At 69.0% G+C, this 23,273-nt stretch carries 20 protein-coding genes; 11 read left to right on the plus strand and 9 right to left on the minus strand.

Annotated elements, in window-relative coordinates; genetic code table 11:
- Window positions 1-21 precede the first annotated feature (21 nt).
- The 6 genes from ACQY5G_RS02265 to ACQY5G_RS02290 all read right to left on the minus strand — a co-directional run bounded on the left by ACQY5G_RS02265 (window position 22) and on the right by ACQY5G_RS02290 (window position 6,508).
- Window positions 22-921, minus strand: coding sequence for a DUF4249 domain-containing protein (locus tag ACQY5G_RS02265; RefSeq protein ID WP_428276624.1), 900 nt, complete (start codon window positions 919-921; stop codon window positions 22-24).
- The gene (locus ACQY5G_RS02270) at window positions 909-3,191 is read right to left on the minus strand and encodes a TonB-dependent receptor (RefSeq protein WP_428276626.1); all 2,283 of its coding nucleotides are present in this window, start codon (window positions 3,189-3,191) and stop codon (window positions 909-911) included. Before ACQY5G_RS02270 ends, ACQY5G_RS02265 begins: the two co-directional genes overlap by 13 nt.
- A gap of 154 nt (window positions 3,192-3,345) precedes the next feature.
- Complete coding sequence (locus ACQY5G_RS02275) at window positions 3,346-4,074, minus strand: DUF5715 family protein (protein WP_428276628.1); 729 nt, start codon at window positions 4,072-4,074, stop codon at window positions 3,346-3,348.
- 91 nt (window positions 4,075-4,165) lie between these two features.
- On the minus strand, window positions 4,166-5,101 hold the full coding sequence (locus ACQY5G_RS02280; RefSeq protein ID WP_428276630.1) for a biotin-dependent carboxyltransferase family protein: 936 nt from the start codon (window positions 5,099-5,101) through the stop codon (window positions 4,166-4,168).
- Window positions 5,098-5,769 carry a 5-oxoprolinase subunit B family protein gene (locus ACQY5G_RS02285; protein WP_428276632.1) on the minus strand — a complete coding sequence of 224 codons (672 nt, stop codon included), beginning with the start codon at window positions 5,767-5,769 and terminating at the stop codon, window positions 5,098-5,100. The genes ACQY5G_RS02280 and ACQY5G_RS02285 overlap by 4 nt, the downstream gene beginning before the upstream one ends.
- 7 nt (window positions 5,770-5,776) lie before the next feature.
- Window positions 5,777-6,508, minus strand: a complete 732-nt coding sequence (locus ACQY5G_RS02290; RefSeq protein ID WP_428276634.1) for a 5-oxoprolinase subunit PxpA — start codon at window positions 6,506-6,508, stop codon at window positions 5,777-5,779.
- Between the two features lie 183 nt (window positions 6,509-6,691).
- Here ACQY5G_RS02290 and ACQY5G_RS02295 point away from each other — a divergent pair, with 183 nt between their 5' ends.
- The 4 genes from ACQY5G_RS02295 (at window position 6,692) to ACQY5G_RS02310 (ending at window position 11,664) form a co-directional block, all read left to right on the plus strand.
- Window positions 6,692-7,888, plus strand: a complete 1,197-nt coding sequence (locus tag ACQY5G_RS02295; protein WP_428276636.1) for a dipeptidase — start codon at window positions 6,692-6,694, stop codon at window positions 7,886-7,888.
- Between the two features lie 86 nt (window positions 7,889-7,974).
- Window positions 7,975-9,096 (plus strand): fumarylacetoacetate hydrolase family protein, encoded by a 1,122-nt coding sequence (locus tag ACQY5G_RS02300; protein ID WP_428276638.1) that lies wholly within the window; start codon window positions 7,975-7,977, stop codon window positions 9,094-9,096.
- On the plus strand, window positions 9,093-10,256 hold the full coding sequence (locus tag ACQY5G_RS02305; RefSeq protein ID WP_428276640.1) for a fumarylacetoacetate hydrolase family protein: 1,164 nt from the start codon (window positions 9,093-9,095) through the stop codon (window positions 10,254-10,256). Before ACQY5G_RS02300 ends, ACQY5G_RS02305 begins: the two co-directional genes overlap by 4 nt.
- Window positions 10,257-10,296: 40 nt before the next feature.
- The gene (locus ACQY5G_RS02310) at window positions 10,297-11,664 is read left to right on the plus strand and encodes an amino acid permease (protein WP_428276642.1); all 1,368 of its coding nucleotides are present in this window, start codon (window positions 10,297-10,299) and stop codon (window positions 11,662-11,664) included.
- Window positions 11,665-11,673: 9 nt separating this feature from the next.
- Here the strand turns inward: ACQY5G_RS02310 and ACQY5G_RS02315 are convergent, their stop codons facing one another.
- Window positions 11,674-12,204, minus strand: coding sequence for a thioredoxin family protein (locus ACQY5G_RS02315; RefSeq protein WP_428276644.1), 531 nt, complete (start codon window positions 12,202-12,204; stop codon window positions 11,674-11,676).
- Between the two features lie 104 nt (window positions 12,205-12,308).
- Between ACQY5G_RS02315 and ACQY5G_RS02320 the strand changes: the two genes are divergently transcribed.
- Window positions 12,309-13,235 carry a dimethylarginine dimethylaminohydrolase family protein gene (locus ACQY5G_RS02320; RefSeq protein WP_428276646.1) on the plus strand — a complete coding sequence of 309 codons (927 nt, stop codon included), beginning with the start codon at window positions 12,309-12,311 and terminating at the stop codon, window positions 13,233-13,235.
- Complete coding sequence (locus ACQY5G_RS02325) at window positions 13,232-13,771, plus strand: SRPBCC family protein (protein ID WP_428276648.1); 540 nt, start codon at window positions 13,232-13,234, stop codon at window positions 13,769-13,771. Before ACQY5G_RS02320 ends, ACQY5G_RS02325 begins: the two co-directional genes overlap by 4 nt.
- Before the next feature lie 22 nt (window positions 13,772-13,793).
- Here ACQY5G_RS02325 and ACQY5G_RS02330 read toward each other — a convergent pair whose 3' ends face one another.
- Entirely contained in the window at window positions 13,794-14,411 is a 618-nt protein-coding gene (locus tag ACQY5G_RS02330; protein WP_428276650.1) for a MarC family protein, read from the minus strand.
- A 119-nt stretch (window positions 14,412-14,530) separates the two neighbouring features.
- On the opposite strand from ACQY5G_RS02330, the gene ACQY5G_RS02335 reads away from it, so the two are divergent.
- On the plus strand, window positions 14,531-15,982 hold the full coding sequence (locus ACQY5G_RS02335) for a serine hydrolase domain-containing protein (RefSeq protein ID WP_428276652.1): 1,452 nt from the start codon (window positions 14,531-14,533) through the stop codon (window positions 15,980-15,982).
- A 50-nt stretch (window positions 15,983-16,032) separates the two neighbouring features.
- Here the strand turns inward: ACQY5G_RS02335 and ACQY5G_RS02340 are convergent, their stop codons facing one another.
- Complete coding sequence (locus ACQY5G_RS02340; RefSeq protein WP_428276654.1) at window positions 16,033-16,671, minus strand: MBL fold metallo-hydrolase; 639 nt, start codon at window positions 16,669-16,671, stop codon at window positions 16,033-16,035.
- Window positions 16,672-16,814: 143 nt separating this feature from the next.
- Between ACQY5G_RS02340 and ACQY5G_RS02345 the strand changes: the two genes are divergently transcribed.
- From ACQY5G_RS02345 to ACQY5G_RS02360, 4 genes are all read left to right on the plus strand, one after another.
- Window positions 16,815-18,170, plus strand: coding sequence for an MATE family efflux transporter (locus tag ACQY5G_RS02345; protein ID WP_428276656.1), 1,356 nt, complete (start codon window positions 16,815-16,817; stop codon window positions 18,168-18,170).
- 252 nt (window positions 18,171-18,422) lie between these two features.
- Window positions 18,423-19,277 (plus strand): GLPGLI family protein, encoded by an 855-nt coding sequence (locus tag ACQY5G_RS02350; protein ID WP_428276658.1) that lies wholly within the window; start codon window positions 18,423-18,425, stop codon window positions 19,275-19,277.
- Window positions 19,278-19,297: 20 nt separating this feature from the next.
- The gene (locus tag ACQY5G_RS02355) at window positions 19,298-22,150 is read left to right on the plus strand and encodes an outer membrane beta-barrel protein (RefSeq protein WP_428276659.1); all 2,853 of its coding nucleotides are present in this window, start codon (window positions 19,298-19,300) and stop codon (window positions 22,148-22,150) included.
- A 25-nt stretch (window positions 22,151-22,175) separates the two neighbouring features.
- A complete protein-coding gene (locus ACQY5G_RS02360) occupies window positions 22,176-23,261 on the plus strand; it encodes an acyltransferase family protein (protein ID WP_428276661.1) in 1,086 nt (361 codons plus the stop codon).
- Window positions 23,262-23,273 lie beyond the last annotated feature (12 nt).

The following is a 23,273-nucleotide window of genomic DNA, read 5'->3' on the forward strand; positions in this document are numbered from 1 at the left end:
GTCGACGCGACTCGGGCATACTCAGCGGGCGGGCGCGACCCCCTTCGCGACGCTCACTTCGGCCGCCCCGAAGAAGCCGAACGCGAACCGGGACGGGCGGTCCAGATTCGTGACGTTCCCCCGCACGTTCGCGGGCGGGATCGAGAAGGGGTTCGCCGACCCGAGCGCGTTCTGCTCGAAGAGCGCGTAGTAGTAGTCGTAGCCCAGCCTGGAGAGCGAGATCTGGCGAATCTCCGCGTGTTCGCCGGACACGATGGCGACCTCATCGTTCGGCTGGAAGCCGATGACGTCCTGCCCGTCGTACAGTTCGTCCCTGCTCACGAGGTTGATCGCGTTTCCGGGGTCCGGCGGGATCTCGTTCACGCCCTCCACGAGTTGTTCCCACAGGTAGTAGTTCGGGACTCCGGCCGGGTCCGCGAAGTCGATCGCCGCCCGATAGCCTTCGTCGTCGATGAAGAGCGACTCCTCCTCGAACACGAAGTACAGCGAATCGATCGGGGCCACTTCGCGCAGCAGAGCCGACGCTTCGTACACGTCTCCCGCGTACTCGAGGAAGAGCGTGTACGTCTCGCCGACGCGCCCGACGAGATGTTCCGTCCCGTACAGACCCGGCTCGATCTCCGGGAACGGGTAGGCGCGGCCGGCCCCGTCGACGACCGTGACGATGGCCCCCGTCGCGGGCGGGGTCGGCCGGCTGTCGAAGAAGCCCGCCGTCGTCGACAGCCGGATGCGCTGGCTCCCGCTCGGCGCCTCCTTGAGGCGTTCGATCCGTCCCTCCACGACGAGTCTCGGCTCCGGATCGGGAATGTCGACGTCCACGACCCGTTCGCAGGCCGCCGCCCCAAGGCACCCGGCCAACGCGAGCAGGCGGCCCGCCGTCGTCACGCGATGCCCGCCGCCCCCACGCATCAGAAGTGCCACCGGTAGCTGATGCTCGGCACCAGGCCGAACACGGCGGTCTCCACCGCCTCGGTGACCGTGCGCGAGTCCCGGTTCTGGCGGAAGGCGATCGCCTGAGCGTTGAAGCGGTTGTACACGTTGAAGAGCCCGAACTGGAGTTCTCCCCGCCCCCACCTCCTGGTGGCCGACACGTCCAGACGATGATAGTCCGGAAGGCGCCTGGCGTTCCGCGGCCCGTATTCTCCCAGGATCAGGCCCGCGAACTGATACCGCGCGACAGGGTACGTCGTCGGCAGCCCGGTGGCGAAGACGAAGTTCGCCCCCAGGCTCCAATCCTCGCTGAACCGGTACAGTCCCGTGAGGGCGAAGTCGTGCGTCCGGTCGTAGGGGGATGGATACCAGTCGCCGCCGTTGACCCCGGGATCCGCCGCCGCGAGTCCGGGCGTCCGCTGATCCGAGCGGGCGAGGGTATAGCTCGCCCATCCGGTGAGGCGTCCGCGGGTCTTCCTCAGGAGGAATTCCGCCCCGTACCCGCGTCCCTCGCCCGGGAGGAGAAGCGTTTCGAGGCGCCGGCTGAAATAGATGTCCGCCCCGTCCACGTAGTCGATCAGATGGCGCGCCCGCTTGTAGTAGACCTCTCCCGAAAGCGCGTAGAGCCCCCCGGCGAGCGCGGTGACGTAGCCGAGCGCGAACTGGTCGGCGACGTGCGGTTTCACGTACGGCCCCACGGGATCCCACAGGTCGAGCGGCGTGGGAGAGTTCGTGTTCGTCACCAACCGCAGGTACTGCCGCGTGCGGGAGTAGCTCGCCTTGAGCGACGAGGCGTCGTCGAGCCCGAAGCGCACTCCGAGCCGCGGTTCGATCCCTCCGTAGGAGACGATCGTCTCGCCGTTTCCGTACCGCGTGCTGTCCACGATGGCGCCGGGCTCGTACCGGCCCAGTGCCGGACGATAGACGACGGGTGCGTCGTTCTCGTAGTCGTAGACCGTCGCGGCGCCCCGGCGGATGAACCCGCTCGCCCGCAGCCCGTAGCGGAGCGCCAGGCGCCCGATCTCCGTTTCGTGTTCGAGGTACGCCTCGGGAGCGAGGCCCTTCCGGGACTCGAACTCCGTCGCGATGACCGCAGAGCCCTCCCCGGGGGCGATGTTCGCGGGCTGGATCTCGTAGCTGCGGAGCCCCAGCCCGAACTCCAGCCGGTCCGACGGGCTCAGGTCCCACGACTCGTCCACGGTCACGCTGAAGTTGCGGATCCCCGCGTCGAGCGAGGCGGATTTGGCGTTGAAGCTGTTCTGTATGTGATACTCGTAGTCGCTGTAGGTCACCGTCAGATGGGAGAAGACCGGGCCGAACACGTGGTTCCAGCGCAGCGTGCCCGTCGCGTTCCCCCACGCCGCGGAGGCCTGGGCCCCGATCCGCAGCCGGTCCCGGCCGAAGTAGCCGGAGAGCATGACCTGGCCGGTGGCGCCGTAGCGCGCGTTCGCCTTGGCGTTGAGGTCGTAGAAGTACGCGGTGCTCTCCTGGATCGAGGGGTCGCTCGACAGGCCCAGGAAGAGGTCCGCGTAGGTGCGGCGGCCTGCGACGAGCCAGGATCCCCTCCCGTCGAGGAGCGGCCCCTGGAGGCTCAGGCGGCTGGAGAGGAGGCCGATCGTCGCCGCTCCCTCGAACTCCCGCGAGTTGCCCTCGCGCTGGTGAATCTCCAGCACGGAAGAGAGGCGACCGCCGTACCGGGCCGGGATCCCGCCCTTGTAGAGCGTGACATCCCCCACCGCGTCCGAGTTGAAGGTCGAGAAGAGGCCGATGGCGTGGGCCGGATTGAAGACCTCGGAGTCGTCGAGGCGAATCTGGTTCTCGTCGCCCGCGCCCCCGCGCACGTTGATCGCGGTCGTCGCGTCGTTCGCCGTGCTGACTCCGGGGTAGAGGGTCAGCGTGCGGACCGGATCCGCCTCGCCGAGGACGAGCGGGAGTTCGGAGAGGGAGGGGACGTCGAGCCGGACGACGCTCATATCCGCGCTCGCCGGGTCGAGGTCCGGAGGTTCCCGGTCGGCCGTCACCGTGAGTTCCGACACGATGACCGGTCTGAGGGGGAGCGCGAAGTCCAGCGACGTTGTCTCGTTGAGGTCCACGACCTCGGTCACGGTCTCGTAGCCGAGGCTGGAGACGCGGATCGAATACCGCGCGGGGGGCAACTCGATCGAGTAGAAGCCGAACCGGTTGGTCCCGATGATGAGGTCACGCTCCACGATGTCGAGCCGGGCGGCCCGGATGACCTCATCGTTCTCCGCTACCCGCACATAGCCCGAGAGACGTACCGCATCGGGTTCCTGTGCGTGTGCGCCGCCGGCGCCGACCGCCGCGACGGCCCCCGTGAGGGACAGAATCGCCAGCGCTGCTCTTATCTCGAAGCGGATGACGTCCTCCGCCTGAAGCCGAGGTCCTCGGCGGGGTTCAGTCGGGAAGCGTCAGGACCTGGCCCGGATAGATCCGGCTCCCGTTCAGGTTGTTCGCGGATCGGAGGCGGGTCACGGTCGTCTCGTGTCGACGGGCGATCTCCCAGAGCGAATCGCCCGCCCTCACCCGGTACCGCCCCCCGCCGGCGACGTATTGCTGCGTGCTGGCGCGCGTGATTCGCTCGACGTAGGCGGCGTACTGCTGCGGGAAGAGCGCCACGTGGTAGTGCGGCGGGCGGCGCTCCAGCGAAACCTCGAGCACCCCCGATCCCTCGAGCTGGAGCAGTACACGCTCCAGCCAACCGCGGCACTTCGGGCCGGGGACGCGCAGGTCGAGCGCCATGCCGGTGGGGTGCACGGAGCGCGGGGAGGCGTTTCGCGGCTGCCGGTTCATCGGGCGCGTCAGGCTCGTGACCACGAGTCGCTCGCCGCACGCACGCCGGTACTGTGACGCAAGCCGGGAGATGAACAGATCTACTTCGGGCCGCGCGTAGGGGAACGAGATTTCGTGAAGCTCGAAGTCTGCCGTTGCGGTCACGGGCACGAGATAGCCGGCGTCGACGAAGCGCTGCACCTGCTCGGGCGTCGCGATATAGGTGAAGTCGTGCTGACGGGCGACACGGTTCTGGCGATCCAGCGAACTCGTGGACCCGCGTAGACTCTGTCCCGAGATGTCGCCGGGCACGGCCGCGGCCAGAAGAAACGGTAACGTTGCCCAGGTTTTCACGATGCCTCCACCCCGCTGATCCACCCCACCTGAACTGCACCGGAACCCGAAACATAAGCAAACGGGGCGTCGACGTTCAACTTTTTGCCGATCACGAGGCGTGGTGGATCCCGAAGAACCGCTCTCGCCGCGCGAGGGCGCGGCGGAGCGAATCGGGGTCGGCGCGGGTGAAACGGATGGGCGTGCCCGGCCGGGCCTGCGCGAAGGCGTCGAGCGAGATCGGGTCCACGGAGCCGAGCTTCGCGTAGCCGCCGATCGTCGGGCGATCCCGCATGAAGACCAGCGGCAGACCGTCGCCCGTGACCTGAACGGTCCCGTCCACGAGAGGCGTCGAGTCGAGGACGCGCGGACCCGAACCCATGGCGGGGCCGGCCAGTCGGCCCGCGGTTCTGTCGCTCGCCGGGTCGACGGTCCATTCCGCGTCGAACACCCGCTCCCGGTCCGCGTTCGAGAACTCGGCCCACTCGTAGCCGACGATCAGCGGCAGCGTCAGCGAAGCCGTGTTGGGCGGAACGAGTTCGCGGGGCACCCGCCGCACCGGACACGCACGCGCAGGTTCACCCCATCGAAGGGGTTCGCCCGCGCGCAGGGGCCGGCCGAGCAGCCCCGGCCATCCGTCGCGCACGACGGCCGACGCGGAGCCGAACGCGGTGGGGACATCGAGTCCGCCGGGGAACGCGACGAAGGCGCGCATGCCGGTTGCGCTGTAACCGAGCCGGAGCACCTGGCCCGGTCGCGCCCGAACGGTGCGCCACGCGCCCGTTTCGACGCCGTCGAGCGTGGCGGCGCAATCGGCCCCTGTCAGCGCCACGGCCGTCTCGACGGCGAAGCGCAGGGCGAAGCCGCCCAGGGTGATCTCGAGCGCGGCGGCCGCCGGGTCATTGCCGAGGAGCCGGTTGGCCCAGAGGTACGCACGCTGGTCCATGGCGCCCCCGGGAGCGAGTCCGGCCCGGCGGCCGGTCCGCCGGCCCAGATCCTGGATCGTGCAGAACGGGCCGGGGCGATCCACGACGCCGTGCGGGCTCATCCGCCCGCGGCCTCGTACTCGTCCCGGCCGATCGGACGGAACTCGACCGAACCTCCGGGTCGAAAGCGCGCAATCCGCTCGGCGGCATCGGCAAAGAACGCGGCGGGAACGCGGCCGATCAGACGCCAGCCCCCCGGCCCCGCCGCCGGATAGATGCCGGTGCGCCGGTCCGCGATCCCGACGGATCCCGTTTCGACCCGCGGACGGGGCGTCGTCAGACGCGGCATCGCGATCCGCGCGTCCACGTCACCCATGTAGGCGAACCCCGGCGCGAACCCGGTCGCGAGTACGGCGTATGTCGTGCCGCTGTGGAGCCGCGCCACCTCCGCCACGCCCACGCCCGCGTTCGCCGCCACGGCCTCGAGATCGGGCGCCAACTCCGGATCGTAGCACACCGGCAGCGACACGGGGTCTCCCGCGTCGATCCCGGGCGCCTCCGCGAGACACGCTTCAGCGCCCGCGGCCAGCCTGGATTCGACGTCCGTCGCGCTCCAACTGTGGGGCGAGCCCTCGATGAGGAGCCGGTTGAAGGCCGGAATCGTCGTGCGAAGATCCGGCAACGCATCGCGCGCGAAGCGTTCGAGATCGAGGACGCGGGCGATCCCATCCCGGTCGGGCGCCACCGGAAGCGTGACCAGGGCGCTCACCGGCCCCGGGAAAGTGATCACCGGCGATCTACTTCTTCCGCGGCACGAGTTCGCGGATGCGGCGGAGCACCGCCGTCGCCGAGGGGTTGTCGCCGTGAACGCAGAGCGTTTCCGCCGCCACCGGCAGAGGACCCTCGGGCGTCTCCACGAATCCGTCGAGGAGATTCGCCACGTGGCCGGCGACGGCATCCGCGTCGGAGAGGACGGCCCCGTCGATCCCGCGCGCCTGAAGACGCCCGTCCGGCGCATAGGCCCGATCCGCGAAGGCCTCGAATGCCAGCTTCAGCTCCGTGTGCTCCAGCATCGCCGCGTGCCGCCGGCGCTCCGGCGTCGCCTGCAGGACGAAGGCGAGCGACGGGTCCAGGGCGGCCACGCCTTCCGCCAGCCGCGTGAGAAGCCGGTCGTCCTTCATCATGGCGAGGTAGAGCGCTCCGTGGGGCTTCACGTGCCGTAGCCGGACGCCCAGCGCCGCCGCGACGCCCTGCAGCGCTCCGATCTGCGCCTGTATCTCGAGCACCAGCGAGTCGAGCGGCCAGTCCAGCCGCAGGCGCCCGAAGTTCCGCCGGTCGGGATAGCCCGGGTGCGCCCCCGCCTGCACGCCGTGCGCGGCCGCCAGCTCGAGCGTCCGAGCCATCGTATCGGGATCCCCGGCATGGCCGCCGCAGGCGATGTTGGCCTGGTCGATCAGCGGCATCACCGCTTCGTCGGCCCCCTTCTCCCACGGCCCGTAGCTCTCTCCCATGTCGCAGTTGATCAGCATGCGGGAAGATACCCATGCCGGAAGGGCGCCCGCACCTCTCTCTCGCCACGACGCCGTACCGGACGCGGCACGGCTGGTGGCACGGCTGGCGGCGCGCCGTCCGCCAAGCGAGAATCCATTGAGGGCCATATTGGCTACCGCGCCATATTGGCTACCGCGTTTGTCAACGGGAGCCCGTGCAATATGAAGCGACGACTCACCCGGACGATGGCGCTGGCGGTTCTGTCCGCGCTCGTTTTCGGACTCGCGGCCGCGGATGTGCGCGCGCAGGACGAACATCTCGAGATCGCGAAACGCGTGCTGTCGAGCGTCCCCCTGTTCGACGGACACAACGATCTGCCCTGGGCAATCCGGAACGCGGACGCACCCCGCGATGTCCGCGCCTACGACATCTCGCGCTCCACGCCGGGGCACACCGATCTCGCCCGACTTCGGGCCGGCGGCGTCGGGGCCCAGTTCTGGTCCGTCTACGTCCCCGCCTCGGTCATGCAGGAGGGCGGCGGCGCGCGCATGCAACTGGAGCAGATCGACATCGCGCTCCAGATCATCGCCGATCACCGGGAGGACCTGGGGCTCGCGGTCACCGCCGCGGAGGTGATGGACCAGTTCCACCGCGGCAAGGTCGCCTCGATGCTCGGCATGGAGGGAGGCCACGCGATCGAGAACTCGCTCGGCGCCCTGCGTGCTTTCTATGCGCTCGGCGTCCGGTACATGACGCTCACGCACAGCGCCAACCTCCCCTGGGCCGACTCCTGCTGCGCGCTGCCCGAACTCGGCGGACTCTCGCCGTTCGGCCGGGAAGTCGTGCGCGAGATGAACTGGTTGGGCATGCTGGTCGACATCTCGCACGTGTCGCCGGGAAGCATGCACGATGCGCTCGACGTGACCGAGGCGCCGGTGATCTTCTCGCATTCCTCCGCCAGGGCGGTGACGGACCACCCGCGCAACGTCCCGGACGATGTGTTGCGCCGGCTGCCGGAAAACGGCGGCGTGGTCATGGTCACGTTCGTCGAGTCCTTCGTGAACGAGGACGTCGCGACCTACGTCGGCCCACCGGAGGGACGGCCGCGCGCCACGATGGCCGACGTCGTGGCGCATATCGAGCACATCCGCGACGTGGCGGGAATCGACCACGTCGCGATCGGGGGCGACTACGACGGCATCGACCGGGGGCCGGTCGGCCTGGAGGACGTGTCGACGTACCCCGCCCTGTTCGCCGAACTCTCCCGCCGCGGGTGGACCGAATCCGAACTTCGGGCCCTCGCGGCCGACAACCTGCTTCGCGTCATGAGGGCCACCGAAGCGACCGCACGCCGGCTCCAGGCCGAACGCGGTCCCTCCATGGCCACGATCGAGGAACTGGACGGGCTGGTGCCTTGAGACCGACCGTCCCCAACCGAGAGGAAAGATCCATGAGAACAGCGCCGCCCAGACGAACTTCGACCGCACGGACCCTTCCGCTTGGCATGATCGCGGTCCTTTTCTCCGCGGTCTCCGTCGCCGCCCAGGATGTCGCGGGCATCGTACTCGTGGAACCGTTCAAGGTGGGGACGTTCGCGATCAGAGACGTTCCGCGCGTCGGGCTCGTGCTGCGTGACGCCTTCATCGTCGACATCGAACTGGCGAACGAAGTGCTCGAGCGGAACCGCGCATATCCGAGAGTGCCGGCGCCGACGGACATGCTCGACCTCATCGGCCGCTACGAGTACGGACTCCAGCGGCGCCTGTACGAGATCGTCAACGAGACGGTGGCCTATCAGCGGCTCTCCGGTCCCACTCGCGCGGAGTACGTCTACGACGTCGATGAGGTCCGGATCCTCCCGCCCATCATGTACCCGGGCAAGATCCTGAACGCGGCGAGCAACTTCTACAGCCGCGTCGCCGCGGACGCGGCCGAAGGGGAGAGGGAGGACGCGGTCCGTGAGCGCCGCGAGAACCGGGGCGTGCCCTATCTCTATCTCAAGCCGTCGCGCGGCGCCGTGGTCGGGACCAGCGACCGGATCGTGATTCCCCACGGCCGGAGCCAGACCGACTGGGAGGTGGAACTCGGCGTGATCATGGGGCGGGCGGCGAAGTACGTCGCCTCCGAGGATGCCCAGGCGACCGTATTCGGGTACACCGTGACGATCGACGTGTCCGACCGCGGCGGGCGTCCCCCCGGCGGCAACCCGACGGCTTCGGACTGGCTGGTCGAGAAGGGGCACGACACGTTCGCGCCGATGGGACCGTGGATCGTCCCGAAGGAGTTCTACGGCGACCCGATGGAGCAGCTGCGTCAGACGCTGGACGTCGGCGGAGAGCGCATGCAGGAAGCGACGGCGGTAGACATGATCCACTCGCTGTGGGAGTTGATCGAATACGCGTCCTCGATCCTGACGCTGTTCCCGGGCGACGTGATCAACCTCGGCACCTCCGGCGGGGTCGGCATGGGCGAGGCGCGATTCCTTCAGCCGGGTGACGTCGTCACGGCGACGATCGACGGGATCGGCACGATCGAACTTCCCGTGGTCGAGGGGCCGGAGCCTCTCGGCGAAACCGGCGTCCGGCTGCCGCCCGTGAGCACCTACAGGCGGGATCCCGGCTCATGAGGGCGCTCGTGGCGGCTGCGGCCCCGGCGTTCGCCGCGGCCCTGGCGTTCGCCGCTCCCCTGTCCGCCCAGGGAGGGCCGGAGATCGAGATCGCGGAGCCCTTCAAGGTGGGGACGTTCGAGGTCGACGGCGTTCCGCGCGTCGCCCTCGTGCTGCGCGACGCCCTCATCGTCGACATCGGGGAGGCGAACCGGGACCTCGAGCGAAACCCCGTTTATCCGCCCGTCCCGCCGCCGGCCGACATGATCGACCTCATCGGCCGCTACGAGTACGGGGTGCGACTCCGGCTGTACGAAATCGTCAACGACCTCGTGGCCCGGGGCGGACTTTCCGGAAGCGGTCGCGCCGACTTCGTCCACGACCTCGAGAACGTGCGCGTCCTTCCGCCGATCATGTACCCCGGAAAGATCCTGAACGCGGCGGTGAACTTCTACAGCCACGTCAACGAGGCGGGCAGCGAGGAGGAGCGACGCGAAGCCCGCCGCCAGCGGCGCGAGAACCGCGGCGTGCCCTATCTCTTCCTCAAGCCGACGCGCGGCGCGGTGATCGGAGCCGACGACCGGATCGTGATCCCCTTCGGCCGGGACCGCACCGACTGGGAGGTGGAACTCGGGGCCGTGATCGGGCGCAGCGCCAAGTACGTCGACGCGCGGGACGCCCAGGACCATGTGTTCGGGTACACCGTGACGATCGACGTCTCCGACCGGGGCGGGCGGCCGCCCGGCGGCAACCCCATGACGTCCGACTGGTTCGTCGGGAAGGGTCACGACACGTTCGCGCCAATGGGTCCGTGGATCGTCCCCAAGGAGTTCTACGGCGATCCGATGGAGAAGCTGCGCCAAACTCTGGACGTGGGTGAGGAGCGCATGCAGGAGGCGACCGCGGGAGACATGATCCACACCCTGTGGGAGCTGATCGAGTATGGGTCCTCCGTCGCGACGCTCTTCCCCGGGGACGTGATCAACAACGGCACGTCGGGCGGCGTCGGCATGGGCACGGCGGTTCGCGGGGAGACGCGATTCCTGCAGCCCGGCGAGGTCGTCAGCGCCTCGATCGACGGCATCGGCACGCTGACGCTGGAGGTGGTGGCCGAGACGGAGCCGGCGGGCGGAACCGGCGCCCGGCTGCCGCCCGTCCGCAGCTATCGGGGCAACCGCTAAGCGCGGCCAGGCCGTCGGCAACTCCCGCCTGGAGCGGCGGATGACGCCCAGGCCCGCCCTGGGGCTGTGGATGTGCACGGCCCTCGTGGTCGGGAGCATGGTGGGCTCGGGCGTTTTTTTGCTGCCCGCATCGCTCTCTCCGTATGGGGGGATCAGCATCCTCGGCTGGCTGGTGAGCGCGGGCGGAGCCATGTGCCTGGCGCTCGTCATGGCGCGACTGGGCTCGCTGATTCCGAAGGTCGGCGGCCCCTACGCCTTCGCGCGAGAGGGCTTCGGCGACTTCATCGGGTTCTGGGTCGCGTGGTCCTACTGGATCTCGCTGCTCACGGCCAATGCGGCCCTCGCCGTGGCGACCGTGAGCTACGCGACCGTCTTCTGGCCCGTGCTGGGCGCTTCTCCCGTCGCCGGGGGCATGGCATCCCTCGCCGCCCTCTGGGGCCTGACATTCGTGAACGCGTGGGGCGTGCGCGCGGCGGGGCACGTGCAACTCGTCACCACCGTGCTCAAGCTCCTGCCGCTGGCGGCGGTCGGCACGATCGGCTTCCTCTACTTCCAGCCCGAGCACTTCCGTCCGTTCAACCCGACGGGGGGCAATCCCATCGCCGCCGTCACGGCGACCGTGACGCTCACGCTGTGGGCCTTCATGGGACTCGAGGCCGCGACCGTCCCCGCCGCCGACGTACGGGACCCTGCGCGGACGATCCCGCGGGCCACGATCCTCGGCACCGTGATCGCGGCATCGATCTTCATCATCAGCACCTCCGCCGTGATGGGGATCATCGCGCCGGCGGACCTCGCGGTTTCCACCGCGCCCTTCGCGGACGCGGCCGGATCGATCTGGGGGAATGCCGGCCGGCTCGTGATCGGCGCGGGCGCCACGATCGCCTGCTTCGGCGCGCTCAACGGCTGGATCCTGCTCTCCGGCCAGCTCCCTCGGGCCGCCGCGCAGGATGGCCTCCTTCCCGCCGCCTTCGCGCGGCTCAGTCCGCGCGGTACGCCCTCCTTCGGTCTCATCTTCGCGGCGGGCGTCGCGACGATCCTCATCGCGATGAACTACACGCGCGGCCTCGTCCAGGCCTTCACCTTCCTCATCCTGCTCTCCACGCTCGCGACGCTGCTCGCCTACGTGTTCGCGAGCACGACCGGATTGCTCTTCGCCGTGCGCGAGCGCCTCGCCGCGAGGGACGACTCGAGCGCGAAGCAGACGCGCGGCGCCGCAGCCCCCGTGGCACGGCTGGTCGTGGCCATCCTCGCCTTCGGGTTTTCCTTCTGGGCCATCGCGGGGGCGGGCCCCGAGATCGTGTTCTGGGGCTTCCTCCTCCTCGTGGCGGGAGTCCCCGTGTTCGTCGTGATGCGAGCCGTGGGCGGCGGACGAGGCACGGCGGACGAGCAGGTGGGCGGGGGCTGACTTCCCCCCTCAGTCGCCGGCGGTCGCGCGCTCGAGAATCCGGAGGAACTCGTCCAGCGCGGTGCGGCCCTTGTCCCGTGCGTAGTAGCGGCGAACCTCGCGATACCGGTCCGCCGGATCCAGCTCCATTCCCTCCGTCATCACCCACTCCTGGATCGGCGCCGGCCGGGGGCCCCACCACCCACGCTCGCGGAACGACTCGTCGTAGATGATGAGGACGGGGATCGACCGGCTCGTCCCGTTCGTGAGGTGGGCGTCCATCAGGTCCGGATTCTCGTCGCGAAGGAGGACGCGCAGTTCGATGTTCCCGGCGACCTCCGCCAGACAATCGAACACGGGGAGGGTGTTGATCGCGTCTCCGCACCAATCCTCGGTGAGCGCGATGACCTTCCAACGGCCGGGGACGGCGCGGGCGCGCTGCCGGGTTTCCTCGTCCACGGCCGCGCGTCGGGCCAGCGCGTGCCAGAGTTCGCGGTTCTTCCCGACCGTCTCCAGGTACTCGGAAAACGTTGCTGCGCCGTGAAATCGCTCTCGGTTCAAGCTCGGGAACCCTCGTGCTGCGGTCCGTGCCGGGGCGGTGCGAACGGCGACGCCGACGGCGCCGCGGCCAGCGAAGGTACGGGTGCGGCCGTAGCTTCAGCCAGATGAACGCGCGGGTGCAGACCGAAGCGAGGTTCGGCGTCTCCAGCATGGTGGGGCCGCTGCGGAAGGTGGCGATGCGCCGGCCGGGCCGGGCGACGCTGGAGGCGGATCCGGCGCGCTGGAATTACGCGGGGCCGCTCGAGTCCGGCCGGCTGCTGCGGCAGTACGACGCGTTCACGGAGCGCGTCGCAGCCTCCGGGGCCGATATCGAGTGGATCGGCGACTCGGCGGACGACGGCCTCGCCGATGCGATGTTCCCCTTCGATCCCTCCTTCATGACGCCCGGCGGCGCGGTTCTTCTGCGGCCCGGCAAGGAGTTGCGCCAGCCCGAGGTGGCGAGCCACGCAGCGCTCTACCGGCGGCTCGGCGTGCCGGTGATCGGCGCCATCGAACCCCCCGGAACCGCGGAAGGCGGGGACCTGATGTGGGTCGATGCAGGCACCCTCGCGGCAGGACGCGGCTTCCGCACGAACCAGGCCGGCATCGACCAGCTTCAGGCCATTGTGGCCCCGCTCGGAATCGAAGTTCGCGCCTTCGATCTTCCGATGTGGCGCGGAAGCGCCGCCTGTCTCCACCTGCTCTCGCTCGTGAGCCCGCTGGACCGGGATCTGGCGCTGCTCTATCCCCGGCTCTTTCCGGTCGCGCTCCACGAGTTGCTGCGCGAGCGCGGCATCCGGTGCCTCGAGGCCGGGGATGAGGAGTTCACGGCCTCGGCGGGGCTGAATCTCAACGTCCTCGCGACCGCGCCGCGCCGCTGCATCGCGCTCGACGGATTTCCGGACACCGCCCGGCTGATGAGAAACGCGGGCTGCGACGTCACGCGTTTCGACGGCGACGCGCTCTGCATCCCGTGCGAGGGGGGCCCGACCTGCCTCACGCTCCCCCTCGTCCGCGACCATCCGCTCCGTTCAACGGAAACCCGCCCATGAATCGCACGTTGAAGCGCATCATCATCGGTATGCTCGTCGTCATCGCAGGCCTGGTCGGGGTCGTCTACGGCGTCGGGATTTCCCTGCCCGAGGAGCACGTGGCGGCGGTGCGCGCCGAGTTCTCCGCATCGCCCGAGGAGATCTTCGCGACCGTCGCGGACTATCGCGCGTACCCCGAGTGGCGTCCGTCCGTCGAAGGCATCGAGGAACTCCCGGCGCGGGACGGAAAGCCGGCCTGGGTGGAACTCGGCGCCACCGGGCCGCTCCCCATGGAGTTGACGGAGAGCGAGCCTCCGACCCGGCTCGTGACGACGATCCTCTCGGAAGGCATGCCCTTCGGCGGCCGCTGGATCGTCGAGATCGAACCAACAGCCGCGGGGGCGACCGTCACGATCACCGAGGAGGGCGAGGTCTACAGCCCGGTCTTCCGCTTCGTGAGCCGCTACCTCATGGGACACCACGCCACGGCTTCGCTGTTCCTCTCCGACCTCGGCGCCCGTTTCGACGAGACCGTCACCGTCGACGTGGTGCGCTAGCCGACCGCGTCGGCCGGCCGCGTCAGCCGGCGAAGAACTCCCGGATGCCGCTGAGGCACATCTGGCAGCCGATGGCGAGCAGGATCAGGCCCGAGAAACGCTCGAAGATCCGGACCGCCCGGCCGCTCAGCGCGTGCGAGAGGAAGCCGGCCGCCAGGAGCACGAGGAGCACGCCCAGGGAGGCCACCGACACCGCGATGAGCGTGGCGACGGGAATCCCGATCAACGCCCCGGCCTCATCGAGCGCCAGCGTGATCACGGCGGTGATCGACGCCGGCCCCGCAATCAGCGGCATGACGAGCGGGACCCAGAGGTGGTCCTCCGTCTCGCCCGGATCCCGGCGTACGCCCGTGATCCCGAATCCCGCCCCGCGCAGCATCTCGAGCGCGGCGAGGATGACGACGAGGCCGCCGGCCGTCCGGAACGCGGCGAAGCTCACGTCGAAGAGACTCAGGATGCGCGCGCCGGCGATCGCGGCGACGGTAAGCACGATGAGCACCCCCACCGCCACCTTCACCGCCGCGCGACGGAGTTCCACACGCGAAAACCCGTCCGTCGCCGCGAAGAAGAACGGGAGCTCCGCGAGTGGATTCGTGAGCGCGATGAGCGCAATGCTGCCGTAGAGAATCTGGTCGATCACGGGGACACGATATTCGTGCCCGCGCGCCGGCGCGACCTTCGCACCCGTGGCCGGAACCGCGTGCGTCCCGCATGTTGGCAGGGTTCCAGAAACCTGTCGTCCGGATTCCGGGGGAAGCCATGAAACGCCTCACATCCGCGGCCATCGCGCTCGCCCTGCTCGCGCCCGCAGCCACCGCCGCCCAGCAGGAGCGGTCCTACGATTACTTCGCTCCGCAGCGGGAGATGATCCAGCGCGGCGTCCAGGCCATCCTCCAGTGCAACGGCCTGTTCACGGGAGACCGGACGCTGGAGCAGGTCTTCGAGCAGGAACTCGCCTACCTGCAAGACCCGGTCGGGACGGCCGAGGGCGGCGATTACCAGGTGGACTGGGAGCGGAAGGCCGTGGCGATCGGAGCGCCGGGGGCGATCCCGACCATGCGGGCCGCGTTCCGCGAGGGGATCGGCTGCGTGATCATGTCGCCGGACCAGACCTTCGACGACATCGACGACCTGCCGATCCTGACGACGCCCGCGCCGGACGGCGATCCGGAAGGGACGACATGGCCCGACGGAGATCTCGTGATGAGTCGCCCGCTCCCGGCCGGGGTGGATCATGCAGCCCTCCAGGCCGCGTCCGACTGGACCTTCGACCGCGAATCCCCGGAGCAGGTGACGCTCAGCCTCATCGTCCTCCACGAGGGGGAGATCATCCACGAACGCTACGCGCCGGGCATCGACATGTTCACGAAGACCCGCACGTGGTCGACCGCGAAGAGCATCGCCTCGACGCTGATCGGCATGCTCGTGGACGAGGGCAAGCTGGCGCTCGACGAGCCGCTGCCCTTCGACTGGCTGCCGGAGAACGCGGGGTCCGCGGAAACCGATCCCCGGCGCGAGATCACGCTCCGCCACGCGCTCAACATGTCGAGCGGACTCTATCCCGTGGACAGCTGGGGGATGGAATACGCGACCGGTTCCGGCTTCTCCTACTGGGCCGGAGAGAGTTCCGTGCACGGCGCCCGCAACCGCTCGCTCATGCAGGAACCCGGGACGTTCTGGGACTACGAGAACTACGACACGCTGCTCGGCGTGTACGCGATGAAGAAGGCGATCGGCGACCCGCAGGCCTACCTCGAGTTCCCGCGGGAACGCCTCCTCGACAAGATCGGGATGCGGAACACGCTCCTCAGCACCGACCGCTTCGGCGACTTCATCATGAGCAGCCAGGTCTACACGACGGCCCGGGACCTGGCCCGCTTCGGGCTCCTCTACGCGCAGAACGGGATGTGGAAGGACGAGCGCCTGATCTCGGAGGAGTGGATCGACTTCGTGCGGACGCCGGCCCCCGCCACGTCCGAGACCGGCAACTTCTACGGCGGCCAGTTCTGGCTCGTGCCCGACGACCGCACGGATGTGCCGAAGGGCGCCTACTCCACCGCCGGAAACCGCGGCCAGTTCGTCGTCATCGTCCCATCGCACGACGTCGTCATCGTCCGACGCGGGCTCGATTACGGCCGGCAGGGCTTCGACCGCTGGGACATGACGCGCGAGGTACTGAAGGCGTTCGAACCCGTCGCCACGAACCCCTGACTCCGGGAGGCCCGGGGGTCAGGCCCGAGGAAGGTCGGACCCGGCGGGGATCAGACCCAGCGGCCGCCGTGGAGTTGGAGGACGAAGGGGTTGGTGTCGCGCTCAAGCCCCACGGTGGTCTCGGGGCCGTGGCCGGGGTAGAGGCGGGTCTCGGGCGGTAGCGTGAGGACCTGCGAGCGGATGGATTCCATGAGCGTGCCGTAGTCCCCGTTCGGGAGATCCGTCCGTCCGATCGAACCCTGGAAGATCACGTCGCCCACGATCGCCACGGGGTGCGAGGTGGAGACGAACATCACGTGCCCCGGGGCGTGGCCGGGCGCGAACAGCACTTCGAACTCCGAACCGCCGAAGGCGATGTTCGTGCCGGGGACCAGGTCGATGTCGGGGGGCGGCGGCTCCACATGGGGCACGCCGAAGACGAGCGCCTGGTTCGCGATGTTGTCGTAGAGCGGCCGGTCCAGCGGGTGAAGGTAGATGGGTGCCCCCGTCTCCGCCTTCGCCTCCTTGAGTCCGTCGATGTGATCCAGGTGCGCGTGCGTGACGAGAAGCGCCGCGATGTCCAGATCGCGCGCGCGCGCCTCGGCCAGCGCCTCCGGGGTCGCGGCGCCGGGATCGACCAGCAGCCCGGTGTGGCCGTCCTCGCAGACCACCAGCAGCGTGTTCTGCACGAACGGTCCGCCCGTGAACATCAGAATCTCGATCTTGTCCCCTCCGTCATGCCCGCCATGGCCGCTTTTCGGCCCTCCGTGCGGGTGAGGCGGAGTCTATCCGCGGCGCCGTGGGGCGGCAAACGGATTTGCCTTTCCGAACGCGCCGGACGCAGGATTGCGCGATGAACCTCACCCCCCGCCGCGCGGACCTCGCGCGCATGCTGCGCCTCGCCCTCCCGATCGTGACCGTCCAGGTCGGCATCATGATGATGGGCGTCGTGGACACGCTCATGGTCGGGCGCCTGTCGGCGACGGATCTCGCCGCGGTCGGCCTCGGGAACATCTACTTCTTCCAGATCGCCGTGTTCGGGATGGGCGTGCTCATGGCCCTCGATCCCATCGTCTCACAGGGAGTGGGGGCGGGAGACCATGAGGCCGCCGCCAGAGGGATCCAACGGGCACTCGTCCTCACCCTCTTTCTGACCGCGCTCACGTCACTGCTCTTCCTGCCCGCCGCGCGCGTCTTCGCCATCCTGCGGCAGCCCGCGGACGTCGTGCCGGTGGCCGGGGGGTACGCGCTGGGGTCGATCCTCGGGATGCTCCCCTTCTACGCGTTCGTCGTGCTGCGACAGAGCCTGCAGGCGATGCATCGCGTGGCGCCGATCGTGTGGACGATCGCAGGGGCGAACCTTCTGAACGCCTTCCTCAACTGGGTGCTGATCTACGGGAATCTCGGGGTCCCGCAGCTGGGGGCCGTGGGCTCGGCGTGGGGGTCGAGTCTCGCGCGCTGGTGCATGGCGGCGGCGCTGCTGGCGCTCTCCTGGCGCTCGATGCGTCCCTACCTGGGCCGGTTTCGGCGCGAGGCTCTCGACCGGCGCGCGCTCGTGCGCATGGTGCGGCTCGGCACGCCGATCGGCTTTCAGCAGCAGCTCGAGTTCGGGGCGTTCGCCGTGATCGGCGTCATGATGGGCTGGCTCGGCACCGAGGCGATGGCGGGGCACCAGATCGCACTGAACCTCGCGGCGCTCACCTTCATGGTGCCGTTCGGGATCGCGGCCGCTTCCGCCGTACGCGTGGGACGCGCGGTCGGCCAGGAAGACATGGACGGGGCGCGCCGAGCCGCCGCCGCCGGGATTCAGCTCAGCGGCGTCTTCATGCTCGTGACCGCCACGGCCTTCCTCCTTTTCCCCCGCTTCTGGGCCGGCTTGTACTCGCACGATCTCCCGGTCATCGCGATCGCCGCGTCCCTCATCCCCATCGCCGGCATCTTCCAGGTCACCGATGGCCTCCAGACCGTCGCGGCCGGCGTGCTGCGCGGCGCTGGCGACACCTTCACGCCCTTCCTCGTCAACGCCCTCGGTTTCTGGCTGCTCGGCGTGCCGGTGAGCTACTTCCTCGCCTTCCACGCCGACTGGGGCCCCCGCGGCCTGTGGTGGGGCCTGGCCGCCGGACTCGCTGCGGTAGCCGTCCTCCTCTTCGCCCGCCTTCGCCGGGTCCTGCGCCGCGGGGTGCGCCGCGTAGCGATCGACGCGCCCTGACGACGAAAAAATTTCAATCAGCCGACGAAAAATTTTCAATTGGTCGTCGAATGACTTTCAATCGGTCGACGAGAAACTTTCAATCGGTCGTCGACCCCCTTCGGCTCTCGGCTGGCCGCCGCGCCCGTCTCGACGCTCTGGTCGTGACGCCACCCGGCCTCGCTCCTTCGGCTCTGTATCGCCGAGTACAACGTGACCCCGAGCCCGTGTGTCCCATCTAACGTGATGACGGACCAAAACTGACGGGTTGCCATGAATACACGACGACGTTCCCAGCAACGGTTCCAACCCTGGCTTCTGGCGGCTATCCCCGTGGCCATCGCGGGCTTCGCGCCAGCCGCGCTCAGCGCGCAGGCGGGGAATGTCCACTACCTGCGCTCGGTGCAGTACGACTTCGAAATGCCCGAGGGTATGCCGCCTGAGCGTATGGCGGCGTTGCGCGACCGGCTCGCGGCGCAGGGTACGGCCTCCATGGTCCTCCACTTCGACGGCGCCCGGTCGATCATGCTGCCGGACGCGGATGAGGAGGAAGCGACGCCCCGCGGCGGTCCCGGCGGTTCGGACCGGGCGGACCGCCGCGCCCTCGGGATGGCGATGCGGCTCAGAATGGGATCGGCCTCCCGCAGCGACCAGGAGGATCTCGTTCAGGCCTACGTGGACTTCGGGAGCGGCGCGATGTCGGAGACGCGCGAGTTCATGGGACGCACGTTCCTGATCTCGGGGGACCGGCCCACGTATCCGTGGAAGCTCGGAACGGAACAGCGCGAGTTCCTCGGCTACATGGTTCAGCAGGCGACGGCCGTGCACGACGGCGCGGAGATCGAAGCCTGGTTCACGCCCCAGATCCCGGTGCAGGCGGGCCCCGGCCCCTATGGCGGCCTCCCGGGGCTGATCCTCGTGCTCTCCGTCGACGGCGGACACATGCTCTACTCCGCGACCGAGGTGAACCTCGAGGGTCCGGGAGATTTTGCGATCGCCCCCCCGACGGAGGGCGAGATGGTCACGCGGGAGGAGTACGAAACCCTCGTGGCGGAGAAACTCGAGGAAGTCCGGGCCACCGGCGGAGCCGGCAACCGGCGTCGTCCCTTCGACGGGGGGCTCCGATGAGGCGGCCGGCGATTCGCCCGGTGTCTTCGGCGCGACCGGCCACGATGCTGGCGCTGCTCGCGGGCGGGCTCGTGTTCGCGGCCCTCGGCCCGCGTCCCGTCCAGGCCCAGGCCGAGTACACGGTGAGCGGCGTGATCGCCGACGCGGAGGGTGCGGGGCTCAACGGCGCCATGGTGGTGGCGCTCGCGAAGCCCGATTCGGTCCTCACCCGCTTCACGACTTCCAGCGGCGACGGCGTCTTCGCCCTCGGAGATCTCGGACCCGGCGAGTACATCCTGCAGGTCACCCTGCTCGGATACGGCACGGTGCGACAGGACCTCTCCCTCACCGGCGAGGACGTGAACGTCGGCACCATCAACCTCGAGGTGATGGCGGTGGAGGTGGACCCGCTCGTCGTCACCCTCGACCACGTCCCCTTCCTGAACCGGCGGGACACGCTGGGCTACAACGCCCTCGCCTTCCGGACCCGGCCCAACGCGACGGTGGAGGACCTTCTGCGCCAGCTTCCGGGGATCGAGGTCGAGACCGACGGATCGATCACCGCGCAGGGCGAAGAGGTCGAGAACGTTCTCGTGGACGGGCGGGAGTTCTTCGGGGGCGACCCCACGATGGCGACCCAGAACCTGCCCGCCGAGGCCGTGGACCGCGTGGAGGTCTACGACAAGGAATCGGACATGGCCGAGTTCACGGGGATCGCCGACGGCGAGGAAGAGCGGACGATCAACCTGGAACTCAAGGAAGAGGCGCGGTCAGGCTACTTCGGCCGTACGTCCGGTGGACTCGGCGCGGACATGGAGAACGCCTCCGTTACTCCCGGATTCGGCGAGGACGTGGCCGCACGGCTCCCCGCCAGCAGTGAATCCGGGACGGTCGCCGGGGGGATTCCGTACGCGGGAGCGCTGTCGATAAACCGTTTCTCCCCCACCACGCAACTCGCACTCGTCGGAAGCGCGAACAACGTGAACCAGGCCGGGTTCGGGTGGGGAGACGCGATGTCGTTCGGCGGACGGGATTTCGGACGCGGCGGCGGGGGCGACGACGGGCTCACCGAGACCCGCATGCTGGCGTTCAACGTCAACCACGACTTCGGAGGCAACGACGACAACTGGATCCGGACGAGCTATCGCCTCAGCACGCTCGACAACTTCCAGAACGAGACGCGGAGGCAGGAGCAACTCCTCGGCATGAGCGCCTCGTCGCTCGTCGATCGCGCCACGCGCACGGACACCGAAAACTCCAGCCACAGGGTCAACCTGAACTCCCAGATCACCCTCTCCGAGGGCCATGAACTGCGGCTCCGCGGGAATCTGAACGCGCGCAGCTCCCTCCTCGACCGCGCGGACTTCCAGGACACGCGCTCGGGCACCGGGCAGTTCCTCACGGCCGCGGCGACGAACTACGACGTGGACGGCGACGACGTGGGCGGCGATGCCCGTCTCACGTGGCGGAAGCGACTCGACGACAGCGGGCGGAGTCTCTTCGCGGAGGCCCGGGTGAACCTCAGCGATTCCGACCGCCTGACGAACCTCGCGTCGTCGATCGAGGGCAACGTGGAGAACCCGCGCGCCCGGGCCGGCGACGTGCTCCAGGAGCAGACGAACGTCGGTCAGACGCTGACGCACTCGGTCCGCCTGTCGATGACCCAGCCGATGCCCTGGGAGTCCATGCTCGAGGTCTACGGCGAGCGGAGCGCGACCGCCGAGGACGAGAACCAGTCGGTATTCGACATCGGGCCTGACGGCCGCACGCTGAACCCGCTCCTCACCTCCGGGTTCGAGCGGACGTACAGCTATCTGCGCGGGGGCTTCCGCTTCAACCGCACGAGCGAGGCCGGACGGCTCGTGCTCGGGCTGCGCCTGCAGGGTTCGAACCTCGAGGGGACGATCCTCGGCCGGAGCGAGGAGATCGCCAACGGATACACGCACGTGCTACCCAACGCCGAATACCGGATGCAGGTCGACGACCGGCGCACACTCCAGTTCCGGTACTCGACTTCCACGCGCGAACCGCGCATGACGGACCTTCAGCCCTTCGTCGACAATCGCGATCCGCTGCGCATCCGGGTCGGGAATCCCGACCTGCAGCCCGAATACACGCACCGGCTGCGGACGGAATACCGGTTCTTCGACACGTTCAGTTTCGTCAACCTGTTCACGCACGCGAACGTGAGCTTCACGACGAACGACATCGCGCAGGCCCGCACGGTGACGGAGCGGGGGCTCCAGACGATCTCGCCCGTGAACCTCGGGACCTCGTGGTCGGCGAACGGCGGCGCGAGCTTCGGAAGGCCGCTGCGCTGGATGGGCGGGCAGGTGGACCTGAACTACGACCTCCGCTACTCCAGTTCGAACGAGTACGTCAACGACCTCGAGAACCGGAGCCGGTCGCTGGCGCACACGTTCGGGATCGAGCTCGAGAACCGCGCCAAGGAGGACTACGACGTGCGCGGCGGCGCCAAGCTGACGCTGAGCGACGTCAGCTATTCCCTGAACGAGGAGTTGAACGAGGACTACCTCACCTCCACGCTGTACGGGATCGCCGACCTCCACATGGGGCCGTGGACGCTGGGCACGGAGTTCCAGTGGCGGCTCTACGACCAGGACCTGTTCGGCCCGGGGCGGAATGTCGCGCTGTGGGAGGCTTCGCTCCGGCGCCTCATCCTGAACGACCAGGCCGAGATCCGGCTGGTGGCGTTCGACATTCTGGGGCAGAATCAGGGCGTGTCATATACGAATTCGCCCGGTTTCATCCAGGAGAGCCGGGTCGAGTCGCTCACGCAGTACGTGATGCTGAACTTCACATGGTATCTCGGGAACCGCTCGATGTCCGGCGGGGGCGGCAGGGGTGGCGGCGGAGACCGGTTCCGCAGGTAGACCGCCGAACAGCACGGGGTTCGTCATGACCGAACCGACGGGTGCGCGCGTCGTCTCCCTCGACGCGTTTCGGGGCCTGACGATCGCCTCGATGATCCTCGTCAACAATCCCGGCAGCTGGAGCTACATCTACGCGCCCCTGGCCCACGCGGAATGGCACGGGTGGACGCCGACCGACCTCATCTTCCCCTACTTCCTCTTCATCGTCGGCGTCGCGATCCCCTTCTCCTTCTCGCGGAGGCTCGCGGAGGGCACGGACCGGGGCCGGCTCTTCCGGCACGTGGTCCGGCGCTCGCTCATCCTCATCGGGCTCGGACTCGCGATGCGGGCGATTCCGGACTTCGACGTCTTCGACATGCGCCTCTACGGCGTGCTGCAGCGGATCGGCCTCGTCTACTGCGCGGCGGCGGCGCTCTACCTGTGGGGGTCCGCGCGCGTGCGGTGGGCCGTCGCAGGGGTGCTCCTGCTCGGATACTGGGCCCTCGTTGCGGGGGACCTGACGCCCGACGGAAACCTCGGGGCCCGGATCGACCGGTTCCTCATGGGAGACCGGCTGTGGCAGGGGACCTGGGACCCCGAGGGACTCTTATCGACCCTGCCGGCCGTCGCGACTTCGCTGCTGGGGATCTTCTGCGGCGAATGGCTGCGATCGGACCGCTCGGGAGTCAAGCTGTCGCGGGGAATGTGGATCGCCGGCGCCTGGCTCGTCGTGCTGGGGCTCGCGTGGGACACGGTGTTCCCGATCAACAAGAACCTGTGGTCGAGTTCCTACGTCCTCTTCACCGCCGGCACGGCGCTGCTCCTGTTCGGCGCCATGTACCGGGTCATCGACGTGAAGCGGCTGCGCGGAGCGTGGGTGACGCCGCTCGTCATCTACGGGATGAACTCGATCGCCGTGTTCGTCGCCTCCGGCATGCTCGCCAAGACGCTCGTCCGCATTCGGGTCGGGGGTGACGAGGGCATGCCGCTGAGCGCGCGGCTGTACGAGCACGCGTTCCGCTCGTGGGCCGGCGACTACGGCGGCTCGCTCGCCATGGCGCTGGCCCAGGTCGCCTTCTGGCTGGGCGTCATGTGGCTCCTCCACCGCCGCCGCATCTACATCAAGATCTGACCCACCCGATCT

The sequence above is a fragment of the Candidatus Palauibacter sp. genome, assembly GCF_965261555.1.
In the GTDB taxonomy this organism is placed as follows: domain Bacteria; phylum Gemmatimonadota; class Gemmatimonadetes; order Palauibacterales; family Palauibacteraceae; genus Palauibacter.

Coding starts and splice junctions, on each gene's coding strand:
- ACQY5G_RS02280 (WP_428276630.1), bottom strand. CDS start 5,101: ATGAGCCCGCACGGCGTCGTGGATCGCCCCGGCCCGTTCTGCACGATC.
- ACQY5G_RS02290 (WP_428276634.1), bottom strand. CDS start 6,508: ATGCTGATCAACTGCGACATGGGAGAGAGCTACGGGCCGTGGGAGAAG.
- ACQY5G_RS02295 (WP_428276636.1), top strand. CDS start 6,692: ATGAAGCGACGACTCACCCGGACGATGGCGCTGGCGGTTCTGTCCGCG.
- ACQY5G_RS02300 (WP_428276638.1), top strand. CDS start 7,975: ATGATCGCGGTCCTTTTCTCCGCGGTCTCCGTCGCCGCCCAGGATGTC.
- ACQY5G_RS02305 (WP_428276640.1), top strand. CDS start 9,093: ATGAGGGCGCTCGTGGCGGCTGCGGCCCCGGCGTTCGCCGCGGCCCTG.
- ACQY5G_RS02310 (WP_428276642.1), top strand. CDS start 10,297: ATGACGCCCAGGCCCGCCCTGGGGCTGTGGATGTGCACGGCCCTCGTG.
- ACQY5G_RS02320 (WP_428276646.1), top strand. CDS start 12,309: ATGAACGCGCGGGTGCAGACCGAAGCGAGGTTCGGCGTCTCCAGCATG.
- ACQY5G_RS02325 (WP_428276648.1), top strand. CDS start 13,232: ATGAATCGCACGTTGAAGCGCATCATCATCGGTATGCTCGTCGTCATC.
- ACQY5G_RS02335 (WP_428276652.1), top strand. CDS start 14,531: ATGAAACGCCTCACATCCGCGGCCATCGCGCTCGCCCTGCTCGCGCCC.
- ACQY5G_RS02340 (WP_428276654.1), bottom strand. CDS start 16,671: ATGTTCACGGGCGGACCGTTCGTGCAGAACACGCTGCTGGTGGTCTGC.
- ACQY5G_RS02345 (WP_428276656.1), top strand. CDS start 16,815: ATGAACCTCACCCCCCGCCGCGCGGACCTCGCGCGCATGCTGCGCCTC.
- ACQY5G_RS02350 (WP_428276658.1), top strand. CDS start 18,423: ATGAATACACGACGACGTTCCCAGCAACGGTTCCAACCCTGGCTTCTG.
- ACQY5G_RS02360 (WP_428276661.1), top strand. CDS start 22,176: ATGACCGAACCGACGGGTGCGCGCGTCGTCTCCCTCGACGCGTTTCGG.